This window comes from Streptomyces sp. NPDC005752 (assembly GCF_040630715.1).
Lineage (GTDB): Bacteria > Actinomycetota > Actinomycetes > Streptomycetales > Streptomycetaceae > Streptomyces.
In genome coordinates, this window is record NZ_JBEXYB010000053.1 from 18,954 (window position 1) to 40,025 (window position 21,072).

General features: G+C 70.3%; 25 protein-coding genes and 1 pseudogene. 18 read left to right on the forward strand and 8 right to left on the reverse strand.

The annotated features are described in order from the left end of the window. Positions 1-70 precede the first annotated feature (70 nt). The 15 genes and pseudogenes from ABZ441_RS31000 to ABZ441_RS31070 all read left to right on the forward strand — a co-directional run bounded on the left by ABZ441_RS31000 (position 71) and on the right by ABZ441_RS31070 (position 11,086). Positions 71-736 carry a hypothetical protein gene (locus ABZ441_RS31000; protein WP_358980250.1) on the forward strand — a complete coding sequence of 222 codons (666 nt, stop codon included), beginning with the start codon at positions 71-73 and terminating at the stop codon, positions 734-736. Positions 737-831: 95 nt separating this feature from the next. Next, positions 832-1,272 (forward strand): hypothetical protein, encoded by a 441-nt coding sequence (locus tag ABZ441_RS31005; RefSeq protein ID WP_358980252.1) that lies wholly within the window; start codon positions 832-834, stop codon positions 1,270-1,272. Positions 1,273-1,351: 79 nt separating this feature from the next. After that, positions 1,352-2,620, forward strand: coding sequence for a TraM recognition domain-containing protein (locus tag ABZ441_RS31010; protein WP_358980254.1), 1,269 nt, complete (start codon positions 1,352-1,354; stop codon positions 2,618-2,620). Beyond that, positions 2,617-2,847 (forward strand): hypothetical protein, encoded by a 231-nt coding sequence (locus ABZ441_RS31015; RefSeq protein WP_358980256.1) that lies wholly within the window; start codon positions 2,617-2,619, stop codon positions 2,845-2,847. The genes ABZ441_RS31010 and ABZ441_RS31015 overlap by 4 nt, the downstream gene beginning before the upstream one ends. After that, a pseudogene (locus tag ABZ441_RS31020) lies at positions 2,844-3,998 on the forward strand (DnaB-like helicase N-terminal domain-containing protein); the annotation flags it as partial. The gene ABZ441_RS31015 and the pseudogene ABZ441_RS31020, both read left to right, overlap by 4 nt. Positions 3,999-4,137: 139 nt before the next feature. Further along, entirely contained in the window at positions 4,138-4,464 is a 327-nt protein-coding gene (locus ABZ441_RS31025; protein WP_358980301.1) for a DNA cytosine methyltransferase, read from the forward strand. An 8-nt stretch (positions 4,465-4,472) separates the two neighbouring features. After that, a complete protein-coding gene (locus ABZ441_RS31030; protein ID WP_358980303.1) occupies positions 4,473-5,318 on the forward strand; it encodes a DNA cytosine methyltransferase in 846 nt (281 codons plus the stop codon). A gap of 93 nt (positions 5,319-5,411) precedes the next feature. Continuing rightward, positions 5,412-6,011 (forward strand): DUF4913 domain-containing protein, encoded by a 600-nt coding sequence (locus ABZ441_RS31035; RefSeq protein ID WP_358980258.1) that lies wholly within the window; start codon positions 5,412-5,414, stop codon positions 6,009-6,011. Continuing rightward, positions 6,008-6,787, forward strand: coding sequence for a glycosyl hydrolase (locus ABZ441_RS31040; RefSeq protein ID WP_358980260.1), 780 nt, complete (start codon positions 6,008-6,010; stop codon positions 6,785-6,787). Before ABZ441_RS31035 ends, ABZ441_RS31040 begins: the two co-directional genes overlap by 4 nt. Then, positions 6,784-7,260 carry a hypothetical protein gene (locus ABZ441_RS31045; RefSeq protein WP_358980262.1) on the forward strand — a complete coding sequence of 159 codons (477 nt, stop codon included), beginning with the start codon at positions 6,784-6,786 and terminating at the stop codon, positions 7,258-7,260. Before ABZ441_RS31040 ends, ABZ441_RS31045 begins: the two co-directional genes overlap by 4 nt. Further along, positions 7,257-7,913 carry a hypothetical protein gene (locus ABZ441_RS31050; protein ID WP_358980264.1) on the forward strand — a complete coding sequence of 219 codons (657 nt, stop codon included), beginning with the start codon at positions 7,257-7,259 and terminating at the stop codon, positions 7,911-7,913. Before ABZ441_RS31045 ends, ABZ441_RS31050 begins: the two co-directional genes overlap by 4 nt. Then, entirely contained in the window at positions 7,910-8,737 is an 828-nt protein-coding gene (locus ABZ441_RS31055; RefSeq protein ID WP_358980267.1) for a large ATP-binding protein, read from the forward strand. The genes ABZ441_RS31050 and ABZ441_RS31055 overlap by 4 nt, the downstream gene beginning before the upstream one ends. Positions 8,738-8,761: 24 nt before the next feature. Next, positions 8,762-9,613 carry a winged helix-turn-helix transcriptional regulator gene (locus ABZ441_RS31060; protein ID WP_358980269.1) on the forward strand — a complete coding sequence of 284 codons (852 nt, stop codon included), beginning with the start codon at positions 8,762-8,764 and terminating at the stop codon, positions 9,611-9,613. A 129-nt stretch (positions 9,614-9,742) separates the two neighbouring features. After that, complete coding sequence (locus ABZ441_RS31065) at positions 9,743-10,540, forward strand: DUF317 domain-containing protein (RefSeq protein ID WP_358980271.1); 798 nt, start codon at positions 9,743-9,745, stop codon at positions 10,538-10,540. A gap of 57 nt (positions 10,541-10,597) precedes the next feature. Then, entirely contained in the window at positions 10,598-11,086 is a 489-nt protein-coding gene (locus tag ABZ441_RS31070) for a hypothetical protein (RefSeq protein WP_358980273.1), read from the forward strand. 4 nt (positions 11,087-11,090) lie between these two features. On the opposite strand, the gene ABZ441_RS31075 is transcribed toward ABZ441_RS31070, so the two are convergent. Further along, positions 11,091-11,354 (reverse strand): hypothetical protein, encoded by a 264-nt coding sequence (locus ABZ441_RS31075; RefSeq protein WP_073868647.1) that lies wholly within the window; start codon positions 11,352-11,354, stop codon positions 11,091-11,093. Between the two features lie 218 nt (positions 11,355-11,572). Between ABZ441_RS31075 and ABZ441_RS31080 the strand changes: the two genes are divergently transcribed. From ABZ441_RS31080 to ABZ441_RS31090, 3 genes are all read left to right on the forward strand, one after another. Next, entirely contained in the window at positions 11,573-11,920 is a 348-nt protein-coding gene (locus ABZ441_RS31080; RefSeq protein WP_358980275.1) for a DUF317 domain-containing protein, read from the forward strand. A gap of 44 nt (positions 11,921-11,964) precedes the next feature. Further along, positions 11,965-12,177, forward strand: a complete 213-nt coding sequence (locus tag ABZ441_RS31085) for a hypothetical protein (RefSeq protein ID WP_358980277.1) — start codon at positions 11,965-11,967, stop codon at positions 12,175-12,177. 101 nt (positions 12,178-12,278) lie between these two features. Then, positions 12,279-12,599 (forward strand): esterase, encoded by a 321-nt coding sequence (locus ABZ441_RS31090; protein ID WP_358980279.1) that lies wholly within the window; start codon positions 12,279-12,281, stop codon positions 12,597-12,599. Between the two features lie 297 nt (positions 12,600-12,896). Here the strand turns inward: ABZ441_RS31090 and ABZ441_RS31095 are convergent, their stop codons facing one another. The 7 genes from ABZ441_RS31095 to mobC all read right to left on the reverse strand — a co-directional run. Then, positions 12,897-13,673, reverse strand: a complete 777-nt coding sequence (locus ABZ441_RS31095) for a TatD family hydrolase (protein WP_358980281.1) — start codon at positions 13,671-13,673, stop codon at positions 12,897-12,899. Beyond that, positions 13,670-14,959: a 7-cyano-7-deazaguanine synthase gene (locus ABZ441_RS31100; protein ID WP_358980283.1), complete on the reverse strand. Its 1,290-nt coding sequence runs from the start codon at positions 14,957-14,959 to the stop codon at positions 13,670-13,672. Before ABZ441_RS31100 ends, ABZ441_RS31095 begins: the two co-directional genes overlap by 4 nt. Further along, positions 14,959-15,735 carry a hypothetical protein gene (locus tag ABZ441_RS31105; protein WP_358980285.1) on the reverse strand — a complete coding sequence of 259 codons (777 nt, stop codon included), beginning with the start codon at positions 15,733-15,735 and terminating at the stop codon, positions 14,959-14,961. Before ABZ441_RS31105 ends, ABZ441_RS31100 begins: the two co-directional genes overlap by 1 nt. Next, positions 15,735-17,630, reverse strand: a complete 1,896-nt coding sequence (locus tag ABZ441_RS31110) for a P-loop NTPase fold protein (protein ID WP_358980288.1) — start codon at positions 17,628-17,630, stop codon at positions 15,735-15,737. Before ABZ441_RS31110 ends, ABZ441_RS31105 begins: the two co-directional genes overlap by 1 nt. Positions 17,631-18,257: 627 nt before the next feature. Continuing rightward, positions 18,258-18,662, reverse strand: coding sequence for a hypothetical protein (locus ABZ441_RS31115; protein WP_358980290.1), 405 nt, complete (start codon positions 18,660-18,662; stop codon positions 18,258-18,260). A gap of 106 nt (positions 18,663-18,768) precedes the next feature. Next, positions 18,769-20,541, reverse strand: a complete 1,773-nt coding sequence (locus ABZ441_RS31120; RefSeq protein WP_358980293.1) for a relaxase/mobilization nuclease domain-containing protein — start codon at positions 20,539-20,541, stop codon at positions 18,769-18,771. Further along, on the reverse strand, positions 20,541-21,072 hold a 532-nt coding region (gene mobC / locus ABZ441_RS31125; protein ID WP_358980295.1), incomplete at its 5' end, for a plasmid mobilization relaxosome protein MobC. The genes mobC and ABZ441_RS31120, both read right to left, overlap by 1 nt.

Sequence of the window (21,072 nt, forward strand, 5' to 3'; positions counted from 1 at the left end):
TCGGCCACCAGTACGTCGCGCGTCCCAGCTCGACCCACCTGTCAAAGACCACTCACCCGAAGAGGCAAACGTGCCCGAGTACTACTCCAGCATCGGCGAGGCCGTCGGTGCGGCCATGCAGCACAACATCCGGCTCGCCCACCGCAGCGCGGCACCGGGCTCCGACAAGCCGCTGCAGGTCAGGCGCCTGCCCAGCGCTTCCGCCGATCCGTACTCGGTCCGCGGAATGATCTCTCGCCTCCACGAGGACGCCTCGCCCGATGAGGTGGCGGGCATCATCGAGGAGGTCAACGGCGCACTGGTCGGGGCTCTGCCCGAGCTGACCGAACTCGTCGCCTCTGCCGCCGACTGGACTCGCGCCCGTCTCGACTTCGACGACCCGCAGCACCATCCGACTTTCGAGACGTGGACACGATTGGCAGCCGCGTACGGGATGCTCCAGGACGTCCGTGAGCAGTTGGAAGTCGCCGAGGACGGTCTCGCTGCCTGTCCCGCAGAGCGCACGGACCCCCGGCACCACCAGATGGTCAACGTCTTGCGCAGCCGGGAGTCGCTCGACGATGTCCTCGGTGCCGAGGCTGCTCCTGTGCCGTCCGCTGCCCGGAACGTCGATTCAGACCGGCAGCGGGCGGCCCGCGCCTCCTCACCGCGCGCCGGAACATCGCCGTCGACCGGCAGTCCGCCGGCCACCGCAGCACCTCCGCCCGCGCCTCGTTCTGCCGGCCGACCCCGCTGAAGCGTTCCGCCTCAGACGTCCAGGAGTACCCCCATGAGCTGCATGAGAGCCGAGCGCGCCCCGCCCCCGCCCGCTCGCACACCCAAGGAACCGCCGTGCCTTCCCCGCGCACCAGCGCGCCCTCGACCACCACCGGGTCGGACGCGCTCCTCTACCTCCTGTTCGGCATCCTCGGCGCCGCCATGGCCTTCGGCTCCCTGGCCTGGCTGACCGGAAATCTCACCAGTAACTTCGTCGGGAGCGGGACATGGGCCCCCTTCCGCGTCACGGACGCGCTGCTGCACCCGGAGGTGCTGTGGCCGACTTTGAGCACCAGCATGCTGATGGTCGGTGCCCGCGTCGTCCCCGGCTTGCTCACCGTTGCCCTGGTCGTCACCGCTGCGGTGATGTGGATGCGCTGGCGTGCCGGGTCCAAGTCCGGCCTCGCCCGCAAGGCGGACCTGGCGCCACTGCTGGACAAGGAGATCGTCGCCAAGGCGAGGAGCCTCCGCCCGAGCCTGGGCGGCCGGGAGAGTAAAAGAGGTCCTGCCCGCTGACCGCGGCATCCTGCTCGGCACCCTCGATCCCGGTCGTGCGGAGGTCCGCGCGTCCTGGGAGGACGTGATCGTCGCGATCATGGCTCCGCGTTCCGGCAAGACGTCCGGGCTGGCGATCCCCGCGATCCTCTCGGCACCGGGTCCGGTCCTACTCACCAGTAACAAAGCTGCGAACGACGCCTTCACCGCCACGGTGGACGCCCGCGCCGAGGTCGGCACGATCTGGACCCTCGATCCGCAGCAGATCGCCCACCACTCGCGCGAGATGTGGTGGGACATCCTCGCTGACGCCCGAGATCTCGCCGGGGCGAAGAGGCTGGCGGGGCACTTCGTGACGGCAAGCGTGGACGAGTCCAGCGGCTCCGACTTCTGGTCAACCGCCGCGAGCAACACCCTCGGCGCCCTCTTCCTCGCCGCCGCGTCCCACCGGCGACCGATCACCGACGTCCTGGCCTGGCTCGCCATGCCGGCCGACCGCACCCCGGTGGACCTGCTCACCGACGCCGGCCACCACGCGGTCGCCGCCCAACTCCAGGGCACCGTCTCCGGCGCCACCGAAACGCGTGACGGCATCTATGAGACCGCGAGGCAGTACGCGAGCTGCCTACTCGACCAGGACGTCGCCGCCTGGGTCACCCCGAACGACGACCTTCCCGAATTCCAGCCGTTCGCCTTCGCCACATCCCGCGACACCCTGTACCTGCTGAGCAAGGACGGCGGCGGCAGTGCGTCCGCCATCATCGCGGCGGCGGCCGACGCCGTCATGCGCGCGGCCGTGATCGTCGCCGAGCGCTCCGGCGGGCGACTCGACCCGCCCGCCCTGTGCGTCCTCGACGAGGCGGCGAATGTCTGCCGCATCTCGGACCTCCCCGATCTCTACAGCCACTTGGGAAGCCGAGGCGTCATCCCGATGACGATCCTGCAGTCCTACCGTCAGGGTCAGCGGTGCTGGGGCGAGGCCGGTATGGACGCCCTGTACTCCGCCGCCACCATCAAGATCATCGGGTCTGGCATCGATGACGCGGACTTCGCCGACCGGCTCAGCCGTCAGATCGGCGATCACGACGTCCAGACCACCTCGGTGTCGACCAGCGAGGGCGGCAAGTCAACCTCGGTGAGCATGCGCACGGAGCGGATCCTTCCGCCGGACGCCATCCGCGCCCTGCCCAAGGGCAAGGTGCTGCTGCTGGCCACCGGCATCCGGGTCGCCATGCTCAACCTCAAGCCCTGGTACAAGGAGCCCTCCGCCACGGTGGTCGGCCCGGCTTCCGCTCGCGCCACGAAGGCCATCACCGAGCGTGCCCTCGCGAAGAGCATCGGCCAGGACGATCTTGGACTGTCGGCATGAGCGCGTCCACACCACAGCAGGGGCGGTTGGCCCACGCCCCGGTCGTCCTGCGCGGTGGCCAGTGGTGGCTTGACGGCGGAGCCGGCTCGGTCCCCGCCTCTGATCCCGCCTTCACCGCTGCCCTGGCCGATTTCGCCCTGTCGATGGCCGCTGCCGACCAAGCGGTCGCCAACCTCCTTATCCGGCAGGACGAGGCGTCCGCCGTTGATCCCGGCGACTGGCGATGAACCCGCTGATGAGTGCCGAGCAGGCGGTTCTCGGCGCCGTGCTCCTCGACCCCGAGGAGCTCACGCACCTGGAGTGGCTCGCTCCGGACCACTTCTATCGGCCCGTCCACCAGGCGCTGTTCGGCGCGCTCTGCAAGCTCCGCAGCGAAGGGCACCCCGCGCTCTCGGCCGAAGGACCGTTGCCGCTGTCGTGGGTGACCGACGCGGTCGGGGAGGCCGGACAGCACGTGCGCGGGCTGACCGCGGTGTACGCCCGCACCCTGATCCAGGCGTGTCCCCGCACCGAACACGCCCCGGTGTACGGCCGCATGGTGCTGGAGGGGGCGATCCACCGCACCGTCGCCCAGCACGCGATCCGTCTCCACCAAGCGGCTCGGGCCGACGCCGTCCAGGGCGAGGTCGAGGGAGCGCTGCGTACGGCGGACGTCCTGACCGGCGTACTCACCGACCTTGCGCGACGCTGGGGAACCGATCCTCGTCCGGTCCCACCCGCAGCTGTGCCTTCTGCCGCCGCAGACATTCCGCCGCCGGCGCAGTCCGGCCAGGTCACCGAGGACGAGCAATTCCTCCTGGCCGTCCTCACCGAGCAGCCAGGAGCCATGGACGAGGTGATGGCCTGGCTGCGGCCGGGAGACTTCGCCGACCCAACCCACGGGCAGCTCTACCGGTGCCTCGGCGCGCTGCACCACCGGGGCGAACCCATCGATCGGATCACCCTGCTCTGGGAGGCCCAGCGACGCGGCCTGATGGCCGACGGCACGCTGTCGAGCGAGCAGCTGACCGCCGTCTGCGAAGGCATGGTCCCCGGCAGCGCCGACTGGTTCGGGCACCGAGTGATGCGCTCCTCCCTCACCCGCACCGCCGCCGCCTCCGCGCGAGCCATCCGGACCCTGGCTCAGGACGAGGCTCTGGGGCCCGGTCGCCTGATCAACCACGCCCTGCACGCGCTCGGTCCACTCGACGAGGTGCGTGCCCGCTGGGCCACCGCGAACAGCAGTCTGGCTCCGAAGCCCACGGCACCCACGCCGTCGGCGGGCGAGCCGCTGCCCGCCCGCGTAAAGGCCGCCCGCGCCCGCAGCACACCCCACCCAGGGGCGTCACCCCCAGCCCCAGCCAGCCGTCTCCCCACGCCGTCAGCAGCCCGACCACCTCTCGCGCGGCCACCCGTGAGACCCCCTCCTCGCCAGCCCTCTTCTGCCCCTGGAACTCGTCTTGAACTCCCCCCTCTCCTCAGCCGCGCCGGACCTACACGCCACGGCCCCGGGCCTCGCCGCCCCGTTGCGCTCTCCGTTGATCGGATCGCTCTGCTCGGGGTACGGCGGCCTCGACCTGGGCGTACAGGCCGCCCTCGGCGGCACGCTGGCCTGGCACGCCGAGGTCGACCCGAACGCCTCACGCATCCTGGCCCGCCACTGGCCCGGCGCCCCCAACCTGGGCGATATCACCACCGTCGACTGGTCCACCGTCCCCCGGGTGTGCGTCCTGACGGCCGGCTTCCCCTGTCAAAGACGTCTCCGTCGCCGGCCGCCGGGCCGGACTCAACGCCCAGACCCGCTCCGGGCTCTGGCTGCACGTCGCCCGTGCGGTCGCAGCCCTCCGACCCTGCCTGGTTGGTGATCGAGAATGTGCGCGGCCTCCTCACCTCCCCCGCCGGCTCCCCTGGCGACGTGGAACCCTGCCCGTGGTGTCTGGGAGACACCCCAGGCCAGCCTCCTCTGCGGGCACTCGGTGCCGTACTCGGATCCCTGGCCGACCTCAGGTACGACGCGAAGTGGCTCGTGCTTCGCGCCTCCGACGTCGGGGCCCCGCACCGCCGCGAGCGGACCTTCCTCACCGCATGGGCCGCCGGGCACCCTGCTGAAGACGCCGACCAGCAACATCGGGAAGAACGGCGGCAGCCAGCATCCATCGAAGCGGAAGAGCGGGGGGCACGGTCCGAACCTGGCCGACGAGGTCGAGTGGCTGCTACCGACCCCGAAGGCGTCGGACGGAATCAAGGGCTCGCCGAACCAGCGGCACGGCAATGGCGGCATGACCCTGCCCAGTGCCGCTGCGTCTCTGTTGCCGACCCCGAGGGCCAGCTACACGGGCACCCCGGGCAGCCGACCCGGGAAGGGATGGCGGCCTCCCTTGTCAGCGGTGGTCCTGCCCCTCTGGGCGGAGGAGACGCCGGAGGCGGGGGCGCGGACCGGCGATGGGGAGCGTACGGATCCGCCATCGCCCGATGGGAGAGCCTCACCCGTCCTGCCCCGGCCCCCACGGACGCGGCCGGTCGGCTCCGCGCGGACTTCGTGGAGTGGATGCAGGGCCTCGACGCCGGCTGGGTCACCGCGACTCCGGGGCTCGGACGTCCAGCGCAGCTCACCGCGCTCGGGAACGGCGTCGTCCCACAACAGGCTGCGCGTGCCTTGCAGTTGCTGGCACCCCCCTTTCCCCGCTGTCCCCGCTGTCCCCGCTGCGCCAACCGATAGCGCTCCACTACCGCGTTCTTCCGGCCGGACCAAACCGCTGATTCTCCGGATCCTCTCGGGCATGTCGCCGTCTCACAGATGGAGCACACCCCCATGGCCGACACCAGCCCGACCTCCCCCGGCCCCGAGCCGTACCGCGTCCCCGACGCAGACCTCGACGACCTCGCCAGCACCCTCGCCAAGACCATGGCCGAGGTCAGGCAGCACGGCGTCATCCTCGACCGCCTCGGCTCCGAGCCCGAATCCGTCGGCAGCCAGCCGCCGGACGGCGCTCCGGAAGCCGAGGCGGCTGAAGCCAAGAAGACCGACGGCCCCGCCTCGGTGTTCATCCTCGCCCTGGGCGGCAAGGAATACGCCGTCGAACTCGCTGCCCTCAGCGACTGGGTGAACTACCTCTTCCTGCCGGTGTACGGCCGGGAGATCAGCACGAGCCGTCCCTGGTGCGCGCACTGGCACGAACACCCCGAGGCCGTCGCCCGGCTCCACGCACTCTGGCTCGCCTGGCAGCAGTTCACCGACACGGAGGCCGGCCTGTCCGGCTCCTCGACCTGGCACCGCGACCACCTGGACCAGGCCCTGGCGCACCTGCGTGCACCCGACGGACCCTTCGCGGCCTGCACGACCAGCGCAACTCGCCCCAACCACCGGGTGCTGGCCACCCCGGCGCCCGAGCAGGCGGGGGTGGCGGAGTGAACGACATCCTCGACTTCGACCTCGACGATCTATCGCCGGTCGACGACGACTCCGAGGAAGCGATGGAGGCTCTCTGGGCTGGCGACTTGACGGTGCTGGCCCAACACCACACCACGCCCAACGGTTCGCAAAGCTTCGTCCTCACCCACGACCGATCGGTCACCTGGGGGATACCCGGCGAGCCACAGCTCGTTGCGATCGCGGTCGCTCGGGATCTGCGGCAGTCCACGTTCACGTTCGAGACGAGTCACCACGCCACGGCGTCCTTCGCACAGAACTGGCTGGCAGAACGCGGCTGCCCGCTCGAACCGATCTCACTGCGCGGTGGCAACTACATCGAGCCCGCCGACGACCTCACCGTCCAGGTGGAACAGCAGATTCAAGAGTCGGGCACCCGCTACGAGGTCCTCGACACCTACACCTCTGACGACAATCCCAGCGAGGCGTGGACACTCGTCAACGACTCCCAGGCCACCCAGGCACCGGTTCGCCTCTTCTACGAGGAGTGGAACCACGGTGCCGGCACGTACACGATGCGCGAGGGCGCCTTCCCCGACGTCGGCGTCGCCCAGACCTGGCTGGACGAGCGCAGCGAACCGCTGCCCGAGCCTTCGGAGTACAGCGACCACAACGGTGCTGTCGTCCGGGCCCGCATCGCCCGCATCGCCCTTTCCCGGTCCGCCGGCACCTCTCCGACACCGCAGACCGGGCTCGACGAGCCCCGCGCGTCAGCGGCGGTACCGGTTCAGCGCGCGGTCCAGGGGAGGCTGCTGTGAGCCGCGCCCGCTTCGCCTTCGCCGCGCACCCTGACGCCATCACCGACCTGCGGGAACTCCCGTCTGAGATGCGCGATTTGGCCTTGCTGGAGCTGCAGAACCTGGTCCACGGAAGCGACGACTGCTTGCCGTTGAAGGGCCGTCTCGCCGGCTTCCACAAGGTGTACGTCGACCCGGAGGTCTCTTACCGGCTGGTCATCCAGTTCCGCCAAGCGCCACCGACCTCGACCCGCAAGCGCGAGATCTACCTCGTGGCGGCTGGCAGCCGGAAGGACTACGCGGTCTACCGCGCGGCCCACCTACGGACCGAGCCCCAGCAAGGGGTCGGCCCGGACTCCGCCGCGGAGGCCCGCGTGCAGGCCGCCCGGTCTCGCTCGACGCTCACCACCGAACGGCGGACAACGGGCCGCGCGGCTGCCCCGTCACCAGCGCCGCCCTCGGCCACTGCTTCTCGAAAGGTCGCCCAGCGATGACCAACGACCGTACTGCGCTGACCCGTATAGAGCTGGCGGATCTCCTCACCGAGGCCGCTCAGAACGTCGGCGGCATCCCTGCCGCCGAGTACCCGACGGCTGCCGCCCGCTCCTACCTGCATCCCGTCTTGGGTCCGCTGGCCGCTGGGCCCCGCGTGATCACCGAGCTTAACGACCGGTTCGAGGGCTTCGTGGCCACCGAGCCACGTTCGGCGGGCCTGTTCGCTCTGGCCTCCTACGCCTCCGCGCTGGGGTGGCTCACCGAGTCGTTCGCCGAGCTGACCTCCTCGGTCGACGAGATCTGTACCCGCGTGGGCATCCCTACGGAGCCTTGCGCTCCGATCCCCGCCACGTCCGGCGGAACCGAGCGGGACGACAAATTCGACTTCGCCTTCAACGCAATTGAGTTGGAGGCAGTCCGCAACGCAGCCGAGGCCGCCGGCCTCGCGCCGGACGACTACGTCGAGGTTCTCTCCCAGTCGCTGCTCGCCGCCGCCCGGATCACCGGCGCCTGCATAGAGATCTTCAGCGGCCTGCTCGATGACGCCGATCTCCTCAGCGAAGTGAGCGACCGCCCTCGGCTCGACAACGATCCCGGGAGCCTGCCCGCTCTGGTCCGCTCCCTGCTCGCCCGGATGGAGACGACGGAGTGAACCCGTACGACGCAGACACACACCCTGGGCCTTATCTCGTCGTCGAAGTGCTCGGTGTCGGGGATGTCAGCGTGCACGCCCTCGCACATGGTCCGGAGGAGCCACTGCACCAGGCCGCTACACGCGTCATCGAAGCCGCAGCGGCGCTGGACGAGCGACACGAGAGCGTACTCAACGCGGTCCTGCGCGCTCAGCGGCTGCTCGAAGGCACTGGTCGCGGTGAAGTCGGCCGAGCCCAGGTGTCGTACGCGCTGCTGCGCACAGCTCTCCCGGACCTCGGAGACGGCCTGGCCCAGCAGGACCGGGCATACAGCCAGCTCGTCGAGTCCCTGTCCGCCTACCGCCGGCTTCTTTCCTCGCCCAAGCCCGATCAACACGCGAGTAACAAGAGCCACGGGCCGGGCCAGAAGACGAGGCCCCACCGGGACGACGACTGGGCCGTCGCCGGGGAGCGCGGGCTAGTAGCCCTCGAAGCGGTTGCGGCCGGAGGTGTTCGCTTTCGCCGCAACGCGATCGGCGAGGACCCGTACATCTCGCGGGAGAAGGCCCAGTGGCAGGACCCGGCGGTCTTCCCGCAGACCGTGCAGCGGCTGGTCGCCGCCGGGCTACTGCATCAGGACATCACCGAGAACGTGTACCGGCCCGGCCAGCTCCTCTCGCTCACTGCGCAGGGGGAAGCCACCCTGCGTGATGGTCGCGCGACGACCTCCCGGGTGTCCGCCGCCCTCGGCCGCACCACCACGCGGACCACGTCAGGCGCGCTCTCCGACTCGGCCGCCGCGCCCGTCGCCAGAACCTCCCTCGCGACCCCCCGCTCACGCTGACCTCATCCCGATAAGGACCCCACCATGGCTGCCCCCGGCCTGCCTCCCACCTTCTCCATCGCTTCCATCGACGCCCAGCGCGTCGAGGAGGCTCTCGCCCGGATCGGGCCCAAGTGGACCACCTGGACCGCGATGACCCTGGCCCGGGTGAACGGCCCGGTGCGCGTCCGCGACGTTGCTGCGCAGCTCCCCTTCGTCAGTGAGCAGTTCGTCGGCAAACGGCTGGCCACGATGCACGCTGACGGACTGGTGATCCGCGATGACGACCGGCGGGGCGCGCCGTACCGGCTCAGCGCGCTCGGCACGTCTCTGGCCCCCGTCCTCCGCACGGTGTCGGACTGGTCCCGCACCCACCTGACACAGGAACCGATGGCCGAAGCCGAGCGTGTCGAGGATGCGCTGCGCCGCTTGCATCTTCGGCATTCGACTGCCGTGATTCAGGTACTCGACTCGGCTGACGGCCAGATGCGGTTCGTTCACATCGCCGAGGCGGCCGGTCTGGACTACGGCCTCGCACGGCAGCGACTTGTCCGGCTTCAGGCCGATGGCCTGGTCACGCGGACGGGCTCCCGGCACGGAGACCCTTACGTGCTCACCGATGCCGGCCAGGCGTTGGGGGCCGTCTACGCGAGTGTCGAGCACTGGAGCCAGCCCTTCGCGCTGCGAGGTGGAACAGCGGCACCGCGTCCGGCAGCGGCAGCCACGCGCACCCACGTCGGCATTCCGCTGGGGGCGGGAGCCGACAGCGCCCGGACCGCGGCGGCCCTACGGCGGAGCGCCGCCGCGTCGAACGTCATGTTCAGCCACGCGCCTCAGCCGGAACCGCGGGTGCCGGCGGCCGTGACCGCTCAGTCGGCACCGGGCCGGGGCCGGTGACGGGGGTGAGAACTAGAGGCCACGCGCCGCCACTACGGCATCCGCGTGCGCTCCGGCGGCTCCCGCCGCTGCATACGCGGATCCGTTCTCCTCCTTCGCTTCCGGAGACTCGACCATGTACCGCCCCTGATGACCCGACCCGGTACCAAGAGGATCGGCTGGTTCGGCGACGACTTCGAACTGTGGAAGATCAGCGCAGCCGAGGACGCCTTCTCGGCGCCTCGCTGGACGGCGACGTTCAACCTCGTCACCCCGGCCGAGATGGTCGCCGGCCTCACCGCCGCGTTGGTCCAGGACTACGACGAAGCCATCGCCTCCGACACCCTCGGCCGCTTTTTGGCAGGGCCAACCGTCCCCTGGAGGGACACCGTCCGGCCGCTGACCGATGCCGGCTGGAACCTTGACGGAGCTGCTGAACTCGGCACCGTCGAGATCATCGCTCCTGACGACCAAGCGGGCATCCTTATCGATCGGCGCGGCTACGGCTCCGACCGCACGACCGTTGAGCTGTGGGCTGGCCCGCCGGGCTGGGGCACTCGTGCCGAAGCGACGTTCACGGCCCGCACCCCGTCCCACTTGATCGCCGCAACCGCCGCTGTGATGGCGAAGTCGACCCCGGTGGTCCGCGAGCGCCACCAAGTCGACCGGCGGATGCAGCACTTGGTCACCATGACCCCTGTCGCTTCGGCCACGCCGATCGCCGAGGCTCAGGTCCCGCGCGCTCCGACTCCGCTGGACGTACGCCGCACCTCGGTCACCCAGGCCGTACACCGTGCCGCGCGGGCACCACGCACAGCAGCCGACCTCCGGGTGATGGCCGCGCAGAGCCGCTCCACGGGGGCGGCGCAGAAACGGACGGGACACCCCGCGCCCGCGACCTCTGCCCGGCTGCCGGCTAGCTCGCCGACGCCCCGGCGCGGACGCTGACTCCCACCCCAGGCCGCACTCCACTCGCGACCGTCCCCGCCCAACAGGAGTTCCACCATGCCCACCACCACCGTGCTCGACCAGGCCACGGCCATGATCGAGAACGCCTGGGGCCAGCCGATCGAAGCTCTTAAGGTCCTAGGGGTCCGCCGCCCCAGCGAGGACCCGCTCCTGCGCTGCGCCATGCACACTCGCGCGGCCCTGGCCATCACGGACAGCGCGGTAACCGTTCACCAGGACCGTCTTCACGCCCTGTCCCGGCATGGGTACGTGCCTGAATTCTACGAACTCGACCGGATCACCGAAACGGCGGTCAAGCTCCGCGTCGCCCACGCGGAGAGCCGTGCGTACCTCCAGGCGATCCGGCGCGTGGTGGAGGCTCGGGAGGCCGCCGCACCCGAGGTTGAGGCACCGGCGGTTCGGCTGCCTCAGGCCGCTGTCGCCCGCTCCGGGCAGACGCGGCACGCCCCGGGGGCCGTGCCCGAACCGTCCTCGCCGGCGGCGGTCGTAGGGCCGTCAGCGCCCACAACGGGGCCCCGACGTTGAACGCTTAGCTCCGATTCTCGTCGCGGGGGCCCTCTTCGGCCCGGGGGCCCACCGCGCGGGCCAGCTCCTCCACCGTCAGCTCCACGCGCCGGCCTTCGGCGACCCGGCGCTCCACCGTCTCCTCGTCCGGCCACCGGTCGGGCTGTGCGCCGACTCCCCACTGGCCGTCGGCGACCATCGCGATGTCGCCCACGGTCCAGGGCCGTCCGGCGGCGCGGATCTTGCGTTCCAATCCGGCGCCATCCCAGTGTCTGCTCGCCTCGGCCATCGCTGTCCCCCTTCTCTCGCCTGCGGCCCGTCACCGCAACCCAAGTAGGACAACCGCAGTGGCCTGTCCATTCCCCGGGTCTCCCGTGACCTGCCGACGGCCCCAAGTTCGCCCACGGCAGACGTCCCTGCCTGGAAACGACTACGCACTTCGGCATGATGCATGCCAACGTACGGGTGTCGGGAAAACCGCAGGTCAACGAAGGGATCCACCAAGCCGTGAGCACCTCTGCCACCCTCCTTCCGGCCGTTGTCCGCCCCACGGCGGATGCCCTCCACTGGCTCTCCGCCGACCACAGTGCGGGCCCGGTGCTCGATCTCCTGGACGCACTCGGGTGGGCGATCGTCGACACCCCCGAGGCCAACGTCCACGCGACCAGCCCCGACGGCTGTGTCTACGTCGGCTGGCTCCCCGAGGACCCGTCGGCCTGGCAGCGCAACATCGTCCGGCACGTCCGGGTGCAGCCCGCCGATGGCGACGCCTGGGTCCAGGAGTTCGGTCTCCACACCCCCTCCGAGGCCGTTGCCGGATTCCTCGCCGCCCTGGACACCAACTCCTCGTGCTGACTGCCGACCAGCCCCCTCAATGTCCACCGTTCACGGAGACTCCCTTGCCCCAGTACCTGACCGTCGGCCACCTGCTCCGCCAGCTCCAAGAACTCGACCCCAACCTGCCGGTCCGTCTCGCCATCAACCCCGACTTCCCCTTCGCCCACTTCGTGGGAGCCACGGTCGTCGTCCGCGACGGCAAGGCGTACATCGCCGACGACGGCCAGGAGGACTACCTCCCGGTGGGAGCGCGCGACGCCCTCACCTGGGCCTGATCGCTTCCCTACCATCACGGAGGCTTCCCATCTCGTCACTCTCGCGCCCCGCACCCCGCCTCGCGCTGCACACTGTCGCGGCGCACCCCATGCCGCACGGCGTGCACAGCGCGCTTCTCCAGCGCATCTCCACCCGCCCCGACGGCCCCCTCGACATCACCTGGCTCGCCGCCGAAACTTCCAGGCTCCCCCTCGGACGCATCCGACTGCGCTGGGAGCCCGCCTCGCCCAGCGGCTGGGACGTCACGGTGCATCTGGGTGTGACCACTGCCGAGGTACTCCTTGGTTCCTGGCCCGCCGCCCCGGACGACTGGCCGCGCCTGGTCCATCCGACCCTGTACGAGGTGACCGGCCTATGCGCCGCCCTCTCTTTCGCGACCGACGCCCTCGACCTCTCAAACCGGCTCGCCGGGGTCTGGTAAGCCACCGAACGCGTAGGCCGCTGACCTGTACCGCGGCTGAGGCTCGTCAGTGACGCCCTACGGCGTGCTGACTGTGATAGACGCTGATGAGCTGGCCACTGGCTCTCAGCCGCTCCCACGCCTCTGTGGCATCGAGATCGTTGTACATGTCCGGCGACGCTATCGGCTGAGGGGCAGGGCTGCTCCTGGAATGACAAGACCGCATGCTGTAGGGAACTCCAGGCCTGGATCCCGGAGGGACCTTCCTCACTACGAGGCAGCACTCTCCGGCGGCTCAGGCACCCACCCGCTCAAGGCTCAACGAGGCGGGAGCGATGCAAGATGAGACCGCACGCGCCGGCTGAAGTGTGCTGCGCAACGCGTGTCTCTCACGAGTGCAGCCAGGTTGTGCCATACGGTCTGGCGAATATCCCTGGGCGTTGTCCGATGATGGCGTGCCAGGGTCTGCTCCACGGCAGCGACGTTGCCGGGCAGTGGCTGAGCGGAGCTGCGGTCGCCGAAGGGGTGGTCGGTCTCGGTCAGCACACGATCGAGCGGGATGGTCTGCAGCAGAGCCGTCTTGCGCGCGGCGGAGACGTTGACGGAGAAGTAACAGCCCAGGCGGACGGCACGGGCGGTCTGTTCCGGGTCGCCGAGCCACCAGTGGAGGACCATGCCGGGGGCCGGGGCGCGTTCGAGTTCGTCGAGCACCTGCTCGCAGGCGCCGTAGCTGTGGATGCTGGCGATGCGCGGGGTGCGCTCCAGGACGCCGAGGACACTGCGGAGAGTGGTCTGCTGGCGCTCGAGCGGGACGCGGCTCTTGCCGTCGAGTCCGATCTCGCTGACCAGGGGTGTGTGGGCGATCAGCTGGGTGAAGGTGTCGGGGTCGAATGCGGTGTGGCTGCGCGCGAGTCCGGGATGAGCGCCGACTCCCCAAATGATCCGGTCGTCGTGCCGCTGGACAGCCTCAGTGGCCTCGGTCAGGGAGCGGGTAGCGGCGAAGATGACGGCGCCTAGGCCTGCGAGGTCGTCGGCCGGGACGCTGGTGTCGATGTGTGCGTGCAGGTCCAGCGGCGGCAGTGCGCTCGTCCTCATGGGTACAGCAACTCCAGTTCTGCGACCCCCCGCCTGCACAGGTCGTAGGCCTGGCGGGTGGAGTAGTCGGAGGGCAGGTTCAGGGTGGTGATGTCGGCCGGGCGCAGCCCGCGAGCGAGGAAGGTGCGCAGGGAGGGTTCGACCGACTTGCCGGTCAGGTAGGCGCTGAGGTTCTCGGCGTGGCGGGTGTGAAGGTAGTCGGTCGTGTCCTCGATCTGGGCGGCGCGGAAGGAGGCGCGGCGCAGCAGGCAGCCGAAGCACACGCCGCAGTGGGTGCGTACGGGGATGCGGTGGGTGCGGTGTCCGGTGTGGGCGCAGGAATGGGTGTTGCTGAGCAGCCGGGTGGCTGCGGCGGGGCCGACCAGTTCGGCGGCCCGGGTGAACATTTCGCCTTTGGTGTGGGCGGCGAAGGGGTTGTGGACGTGCGCGTGGGCTCCGGCGTCGTGGGCGATGGCGGCCAGGGTCTGCAGGAAGAGGGGGTGGGTGGTGCGGGTGGATACGGCGCCACGCTGGTCGGCGGTGAGCGGCACGTTGAGGGAGGCGAAGCCGTTCTCCGGGATCCATAGCGGGACCTTTTCCACTGCTGCGGCGGCCAGGCCGAGGGCGAGGAAGAGCAGAGAGCGGGTGCGGGTGGAGTACTCGTTCGGCAGTTTCGTGCCGGTGGGCTGATGACTTTTGCGGGAGAAGCGCAGGGCCTGGTGGGGTTGTGGGGGGCCGTCGATGAGGTGGGCGATGGTGTCGGCGACGGTTCGTTGGATGGGGGCGAGGGTGGTGGCGCCGACATGGGAGAGCAGCAGATGCTGCTCGGGGGCGAGGTCGTGGCGGGAGTGCAGGGCGCCGACGGCGGAGTCGGCGCCGCCGCTGAGCAGGACCACGCGCCGGATCCCGGGGTGTGGTGTGTCGCAGATGGTTTCGTGCGGGGCGCCGGCTGTGTGGAAGCGGATTGACCATTGGTCTCCGGACAGGAATGCCAGGAGGGCTTCGAGGCGTTCGCGCACCGCGGTCCAGCGGGCCACGTCGTAGACGGGGACGTCCAATTCGAAGGCGCGCTGGGTCCAGTTGGAGCGGGCGGCGCGGCGGGGGGCGGTTCGGTCGGCGGCGTAGACCAGGGTGGCCAGGCGGACCAGTTCGATGTTGGGTTCGGGAACGGGGCCCAACGCGCCCAGGGACGGTCCGAGGGTGGAGACGAAGGAGCCGCCGGCACCGGCGGGCCACCAGAACGCGGTGGTGTCGTCGGGCACGGGCCGGGTCGTGTCCGCGTCCAGGCGCAGGGTGTAAGCGGGCATCAGGGCTCCATCCAGATGGACCGCATCGCGGTGATTCCCTCTTCTACGGCCTGGGTGATCTCGGTGGTGCTGGGGCCGGTGATCGCGAGGGAGGCGCGGTCGGCCAGGGCGCGTGCGGTCTCGCGCAGTTGGCGTTCGCCGCCGGCGGTGGCCCAGGCGGGGCGGGAGCCGTCGTTCATCGTCGCGGCGGTCTCGCTGATGACCGCCTCGAAGATGATCAGTGCCAGGGTTTCCCGGACGACTTCGTCGGGGCTTGGGGGTGTGCTGTCGGTGCCGGCTTCCAGGACCCATTGGGCCACTTCGCTGGCGACGAAGCGGCGTTCCTGGTCTTCGATGGTGCCGTCGGCGAGCGGCCCGCAGGCTGCGTCCACGATCCGGCGGGTCCAGTCGATCGGGTCGTCGGCGGCAGCCTGCAGTTGTGCGTAGTCGAGGCCGAGTTCCTGCAGAGCCTGCGCGTTGCCGGTGCGGTAGGCGTAGGCCGCGGCCGCGGCACGGCCTGCGGTGCGTGAGGACCGGGCGACGCTGCGCTGTGCCCCTCCCCCACTGCGGCCTCCCCCGTCCCCGCCAGCTCCCCCGCCTCCGCCGCCGGGGCCGTCGGCGTGACCGCTAGAGGGACGGAACAGGCCGAGGGCAGGGATCAGCTGATCGGTGTTGAGCTGGGGTGGGGGCCCGCCGGGGCCGGAGCCGGTTAGAGCGTCGAGCCACTGGGTGACGTTGTGCTGCAGTTGTTTGCTGGCCGGTGTGCCGTTTCCGGTGTAGGAGCCTTTGGTGCCCATCAGCGGCTGCTTCCTGCACCCAGGGCGATGACCAGGGTGCGCCCGATCTGGTCCTGGCCGGCCGGGACATGGCTCTTCCAGTGCTCCAGCACGCCGCGGAAGACGGGGACGGCGGACGGGAGGACCAGGATGGTGGCCGGTTGCAATTCTCGGGCAGGGATGGACTGCAGGAGGCGGGTGGCCCGCTCGGTGGTGGCCGGGTACGCAGTGGTGATGCGGACCAGGCTGCGCACGGCTGCGGTCTGTTCGGTGGGCCGGTCCCGGCCGGCCCGGCCGAGGTATTCGACCAGGCTCAGGGCGTCGTCCTCGCCGAGCGCGGTGACGTCGGCTTCGCTGACCCGACGCTGGTCGAAGCGCACGCTGGACAGCAGGTTGGCCGCGATGTCGCGCAGCCGGCCGGGCAGTCCGGCATCGAGGAGCTGCTCGCCGGTGAACGCGGCTGCCAGGTAGAGGTAGGGGGCCAGATCCACGGGGCCGAGGTCGGGGGGAAGTTTGGCCCATCGGATCAGGTCGTCGTCGAAGGTGACCGGCTCGCTCTCGCCTTCGTCCGGCGTCGGTTGCTGTTCCGGGGAAGCGGCGTCGTCGGGAGCGGAGTCGGCGGCGATGGGGGGTTCGGGGGCGGGCCGGCCGGCGGTTGTTTCCAGTTTGGCCATGCGGGAGCGCAGTTCGCCGCGGGCCAGCCATCCCAGGACGGTGGCGAAGGCGTTGGGCAACAGCTTCTCCAAAACCATGAGCTTGGCCACGATGTCCGGCTCGAGTTCGATGCCGCGATGGCCGGCGACGGACTGGCGCACCCGCAGGTCGTTGAGGAAGCGCTTGATGCGGCGGGGGCTGCCTTGGAGCTTCTCGTAGAGGATGGGTGTCATCCGTGAGGCAAAGGCCATTTCGGCGAAGATGTCGTTGCCGTTCACGGCCTCGGCCAGGTCGTCCAGCAGGCCCTTCTCCAGCCGCAGGTGTACGCAGGCCTCGATGTAGGGGGTGAGTTCCTCGACGGTCAGGCGCTGAGAGAGCTGCAGCAGGACGAGGAATGCCTCGGTGTCGAAGCGGCTCAGGGTGGGCAGCGGCACCGTGGTCTGCACGATCTTGTGCAGGTAGAGGCTGGCCGGTTCCTCGAAGTATCTCTCCTGTGCTGCCTGTTGTCCGCTGCCGGGGTCGGGGAAGCGGGCTCGCAGGGCGTCGGCAACCCGGTGCTCGTCGGCGGCGACGACGAAGGCCATCTTCGGCACCGCCAGGAACAGCCGGATGGTCTCCAGCGTGTCCACGACTGTGTCAGGCAGGCAGCGGTCGAGATCGTCGACCAGCACGACCACGCGCCTGAGGTGGCTGAGTTCGGCGGACTCCATCAGTGTGCGGAATTCACTCCGGAATTCGCCGAGTCCGCGTGAGGGCGGGTCGCCTCCGTCGGCATCATCGTTGCCGGGCTCGGTGTTGATCAGGCTGGTGAGGTCGTCGACGGAGGGCAGCTGTAGGGTCAGGGACGTCTTGGCCGCCACTTGCAGGGCCTTGGCCCAGTCGACTCGCTGGCGCAGCTTGGTCAGCATCGTCCGGGCGCGGCTGATGCGGCCCTCTGGCTGTTCCTTCTTGGCGAGCTCGGCGGCGACGGCGCTGAGCACCTCTCCGATCAGGGTTTCTTTGGCGCCCACACCGGGGTCGTAGCGCCACGGGTCTGTGCTGATCACGAGAATGGTCGTGTCCGTCGCGGGCGGCTTGGGGGCGAGTTCGTCCTCGATGAGGCGGAGCACGGTGGTCTTGCCGCTCCCCCAGGCGCCCGAGACTCCGATGGTCGCGGGGTCAAGGTCGTCGTCGAGGACGGCCTGGACCACGGTTTTGGCCACCGCGTCAAAAGACAGAAGATCCAGGCGGGTCGGCTCGTCCGACCACAGCTGTGCAGACATATTACTCTTGCCCATCCCCAGGGCCTGTGACTATCTCGTCTCAGGCGGTACCCGCACCAGCACTGCGTATACGGGCGCTTTCGAGTGTGCAGCAAGCCCACACAATAGTGCTCGTTTCATCCTCAACAACAGAAACAGGCGCATCCGTTGCGGCCGCCGAAGTGGCCGACGCCGACCCGGGGCGTGGCGGCGGATGACTGCATCCTCGGTCTGCCCGTGCCAACGCGATTCGGCCATTGCGGGCGCGAAGCCGGGCGCGCGCCACAGCCGAGAGAGTAGCCGCCAGCCCGCACCCAGTACGCCAATGCGTCGATCAACTCACGCCGCAGATGCTTGCGTGGGCGCTCACCCGGCATCACGGGCGGCATCAGCGGTTCGAACCCCGCCCACTCGACATCGAAAAGATCCGTAGGATACCCCCGCCGTTCGGCCACACGCGCCTCTCCATAGTGCAGGGACTGCTAGCTCGCCTGCCCTCACCGGGACTTAGCAGATATCTCCTAACTCCATTGCTGTTACGGTCCGTTACGCTGCAACGTTCGAGGTGCAGCGCCAGTCTGTCGGCAAAGCGGCACGGTGGGTTAGGCGCCTCTGTCACCCCGGTGGCGCCTCCAGCCCCTTACCTGCCTACTCCAGGTAAATTCCGGCGAACGCACCGTCGAACCCGAGCGCGGCCAGGCCCGCCTCGACACTCGGGTAGGTCGTCCCGCGCGGGCCGCCGACCAGGGCGTCGAAGTCGGCGCGGCTGATCTCGGGCTCGAGCCACTGGTTGCCGCACCGGCAGCGGACCCAGACGTTGCGCCAGTGGTTGATGAGCAGCCAGTCGCGTCGGGCACGGCAGGCGGAGCACATCACGGGGATGCCCCCGAGAGCGGGTTCGCGTGAGTGGCCGACGCAGCGAATCGCCCCGGGTCCGTCGGCTGGCCGCGTCTCGGCCTGGAGCTGCAGCAGGGCGTCGGTACCAGTGGGGAGGACGGGCAGCGCGAGTGCCGGCTCCGTGGTGCGGGTGGTGGTTCTGAGCACGAGCGTCATCTCCCGGTTGTCGGTCCTGTCTTCATCCGTAACAGCCGGTGGAACCGGCTGTCCATACATTTCGCGGCGTCCGCTCGGTCGGTGGTCGACTACCGGTTCGATCTGTTCAGCGACGTGGTGAGCGGCGGTTGGGGTCTTGAACAGTCCCGAGCGGTGCGGCTGCCGTCGCCTTTCGTTCACTGGTGCGGCTGCTCGGCGTGGTGGCCTGGCGGGTGGCGGCCTGCGGTCGACGGGCACCGTCACCCGGGTGTGCCGGGAGCTGGGCGATGCGCCGCAGGCGCCAGACGAGGACGTCGTTCACGTCATCGGCACTGTCGAGTTCGCGCATGTCGATGGCCTGGCGCAGGAGGGCCTCGGAGTCATGGCCTGCCCGCTCGGCCTGGGCGAGGGTGGCGACCAAGGCGTCGGTCCTCGCTTCCGTGCCTCCTGCCCGTACGACCTTCTCCGGCAGGACGGCGCGAAGGGTGGCTTCGTGCATGCGGCGCTGGGCTTCTGGAAGGGCCCGACCTTGGTCGTGCAGCACTCGCATCGGGGTGGCGGCGGCCTGCCGGTAGGCGGTGCGCAGGTGCGCGGCGGCTTGTCGGGAGGCGTGGGCCTGCTGGGCGTGTCCACGCGCGGAGTGCCAGCGGGCGGCGGCGAGGGTGACCAGGACGAGGGTGGAGACGAGCATGGCGGTGGTGCCGCCGTCCTCGCCTCGGCCGAGCGCCCCGCCGGCCTGGACAATGCCCCGGGCGGCTGAGCGGAGAGCCCGGGTGTCGGCGCGTTCGGCGCGGACATGACTGCGGGTCGCCCGCTCGAAGGCGCGGGCTGCGGCGGCCAGCTCGGCGCGGGTGGTGGCCGGTGAGGTCTGGGCCACCGCGTCGAGTAGTTCTCCGACGCCGACAAGCTGGGGGGCGGCCTCGCCTTCCTCGTCGCGTTCCAGGAGCGTGGCCGAGCGCTCTGCGATGACGACTGCGTTGCGTCGTTGACGGGCGGGCGGTGACCAGTTCGTCCGGTCAGCGCCGACCGCGGGCGCGCTCGGCTCGGCGGCCCGGTCGATGAGGCGTAGGCGGATCTTCGGAAGGGAGAGGTCGGGGGCCAGTTTGGAGCCGGGGTACCAGACCGGGTCTCCGTCGCGGTTGCGGTCGCCGGGCAGGGCCACGTTGTAGCCGAGCGCGTCACCGGACGGAGCGTGCCGCAGCTTCACCCGCACCCCCGCCTCTCGGAGCCGCGTGAAGAACTCCTCTTCCGAATCCGCTCCCGCCACGGCTCGACGAACGGCCTCGCGGAGCGTCTCGCGCGAGGTCTCCGGGCGGCCGGTGCGCTCGGCCTTGAACTTCTCGGCGCTGCTGGGATTCTTCGCTGCGGTTCCGTCGCCCGCGTTCAGGCGCCGCAGGCCCATCTCCTTCTCGATGCGGCGGCATTCGGCCTGGGCCTTGTTGAAGTCGTAGTTCAGGCGCGGGTTGCGCAGGTCGCCGCGTACGAGGGTGGCGACGATGTGGATGTGGTCTTCCGCGTGGCGGACGGCGATCCACCGGCAGCCGTCGGGGTCTCCCGCCGGGGCGATGCCGGTGGCGTGGACGATGCGCTGGGCGACGGCGTTCCACTCCTCGTCGTCCAGCCGCCGGTCCCCGGGGGCGGTGCGGACCGAGCAGTGCCAGACGTGCTTGGCGGGCGCGCGGTCGCCGGCCTGCTTGACCCGCAGGTCCAGGGCGGCGGTGAGCCGGGCGAGGGTGACCTTCGGGTCGGAGTCGAGGCCGGTGTCGCGGCCGGGGTCGGGGGCGAAGCCGTCCCAGGAGCCGACGAGGTGCGCGTCGGTGTGCTCCTCGCGCCGTCCGGGGCCGTACAGGTAGACGAGGAGGCCGTGGGTGCGGGAGCCGCGTCCGATGTCGGGAACCATCACAGCCGCCGGGTCACGAGGTCGTTCGCCGCGTCATCGACGCGGGCGAGAAGTCCGGTCAGCGCGCCCAGCGCGTGTTCGAGTTCACCGGCGCGCGGGTGGCCACCGCTGTTAAGGACGAAGGCGATCTGGTTGATGTTGTTGCCGATCCGGGCCAGCGCGGTGCGCAGTGCGGCGAGTTCGTCGATGGCGGCGTCGAGCTGGTCGTTGCTGTGCACGGCGGCGCATCCGCGGGCGGCGTTCAGGCCGGAGACAGCGAGGAAGCGGGCGACGGTGACGCCGCGCTTGGTGGCGGCCTCGGCGATCTCGGTCTTCTCGGTGTCGGAGAGGCGGGTGGTCGTCTTGCGGGTGCGCTCGCTGGGGTTGCGGGTGCGGCGGCGCGGTTTGCGGTCGGGGTAGGCGGGCGTGCTCGGGCTCGGCTGCTCGCGGTGGTCGTCGCGGCCGGCTTCTCCCCCGGTGACCGGCGCCCCCTGGTGCCGGTTGCCCGGCTGGTCCCCGTGCGCCCTCGCTCGGGGACCAGCCGCGGGGAGA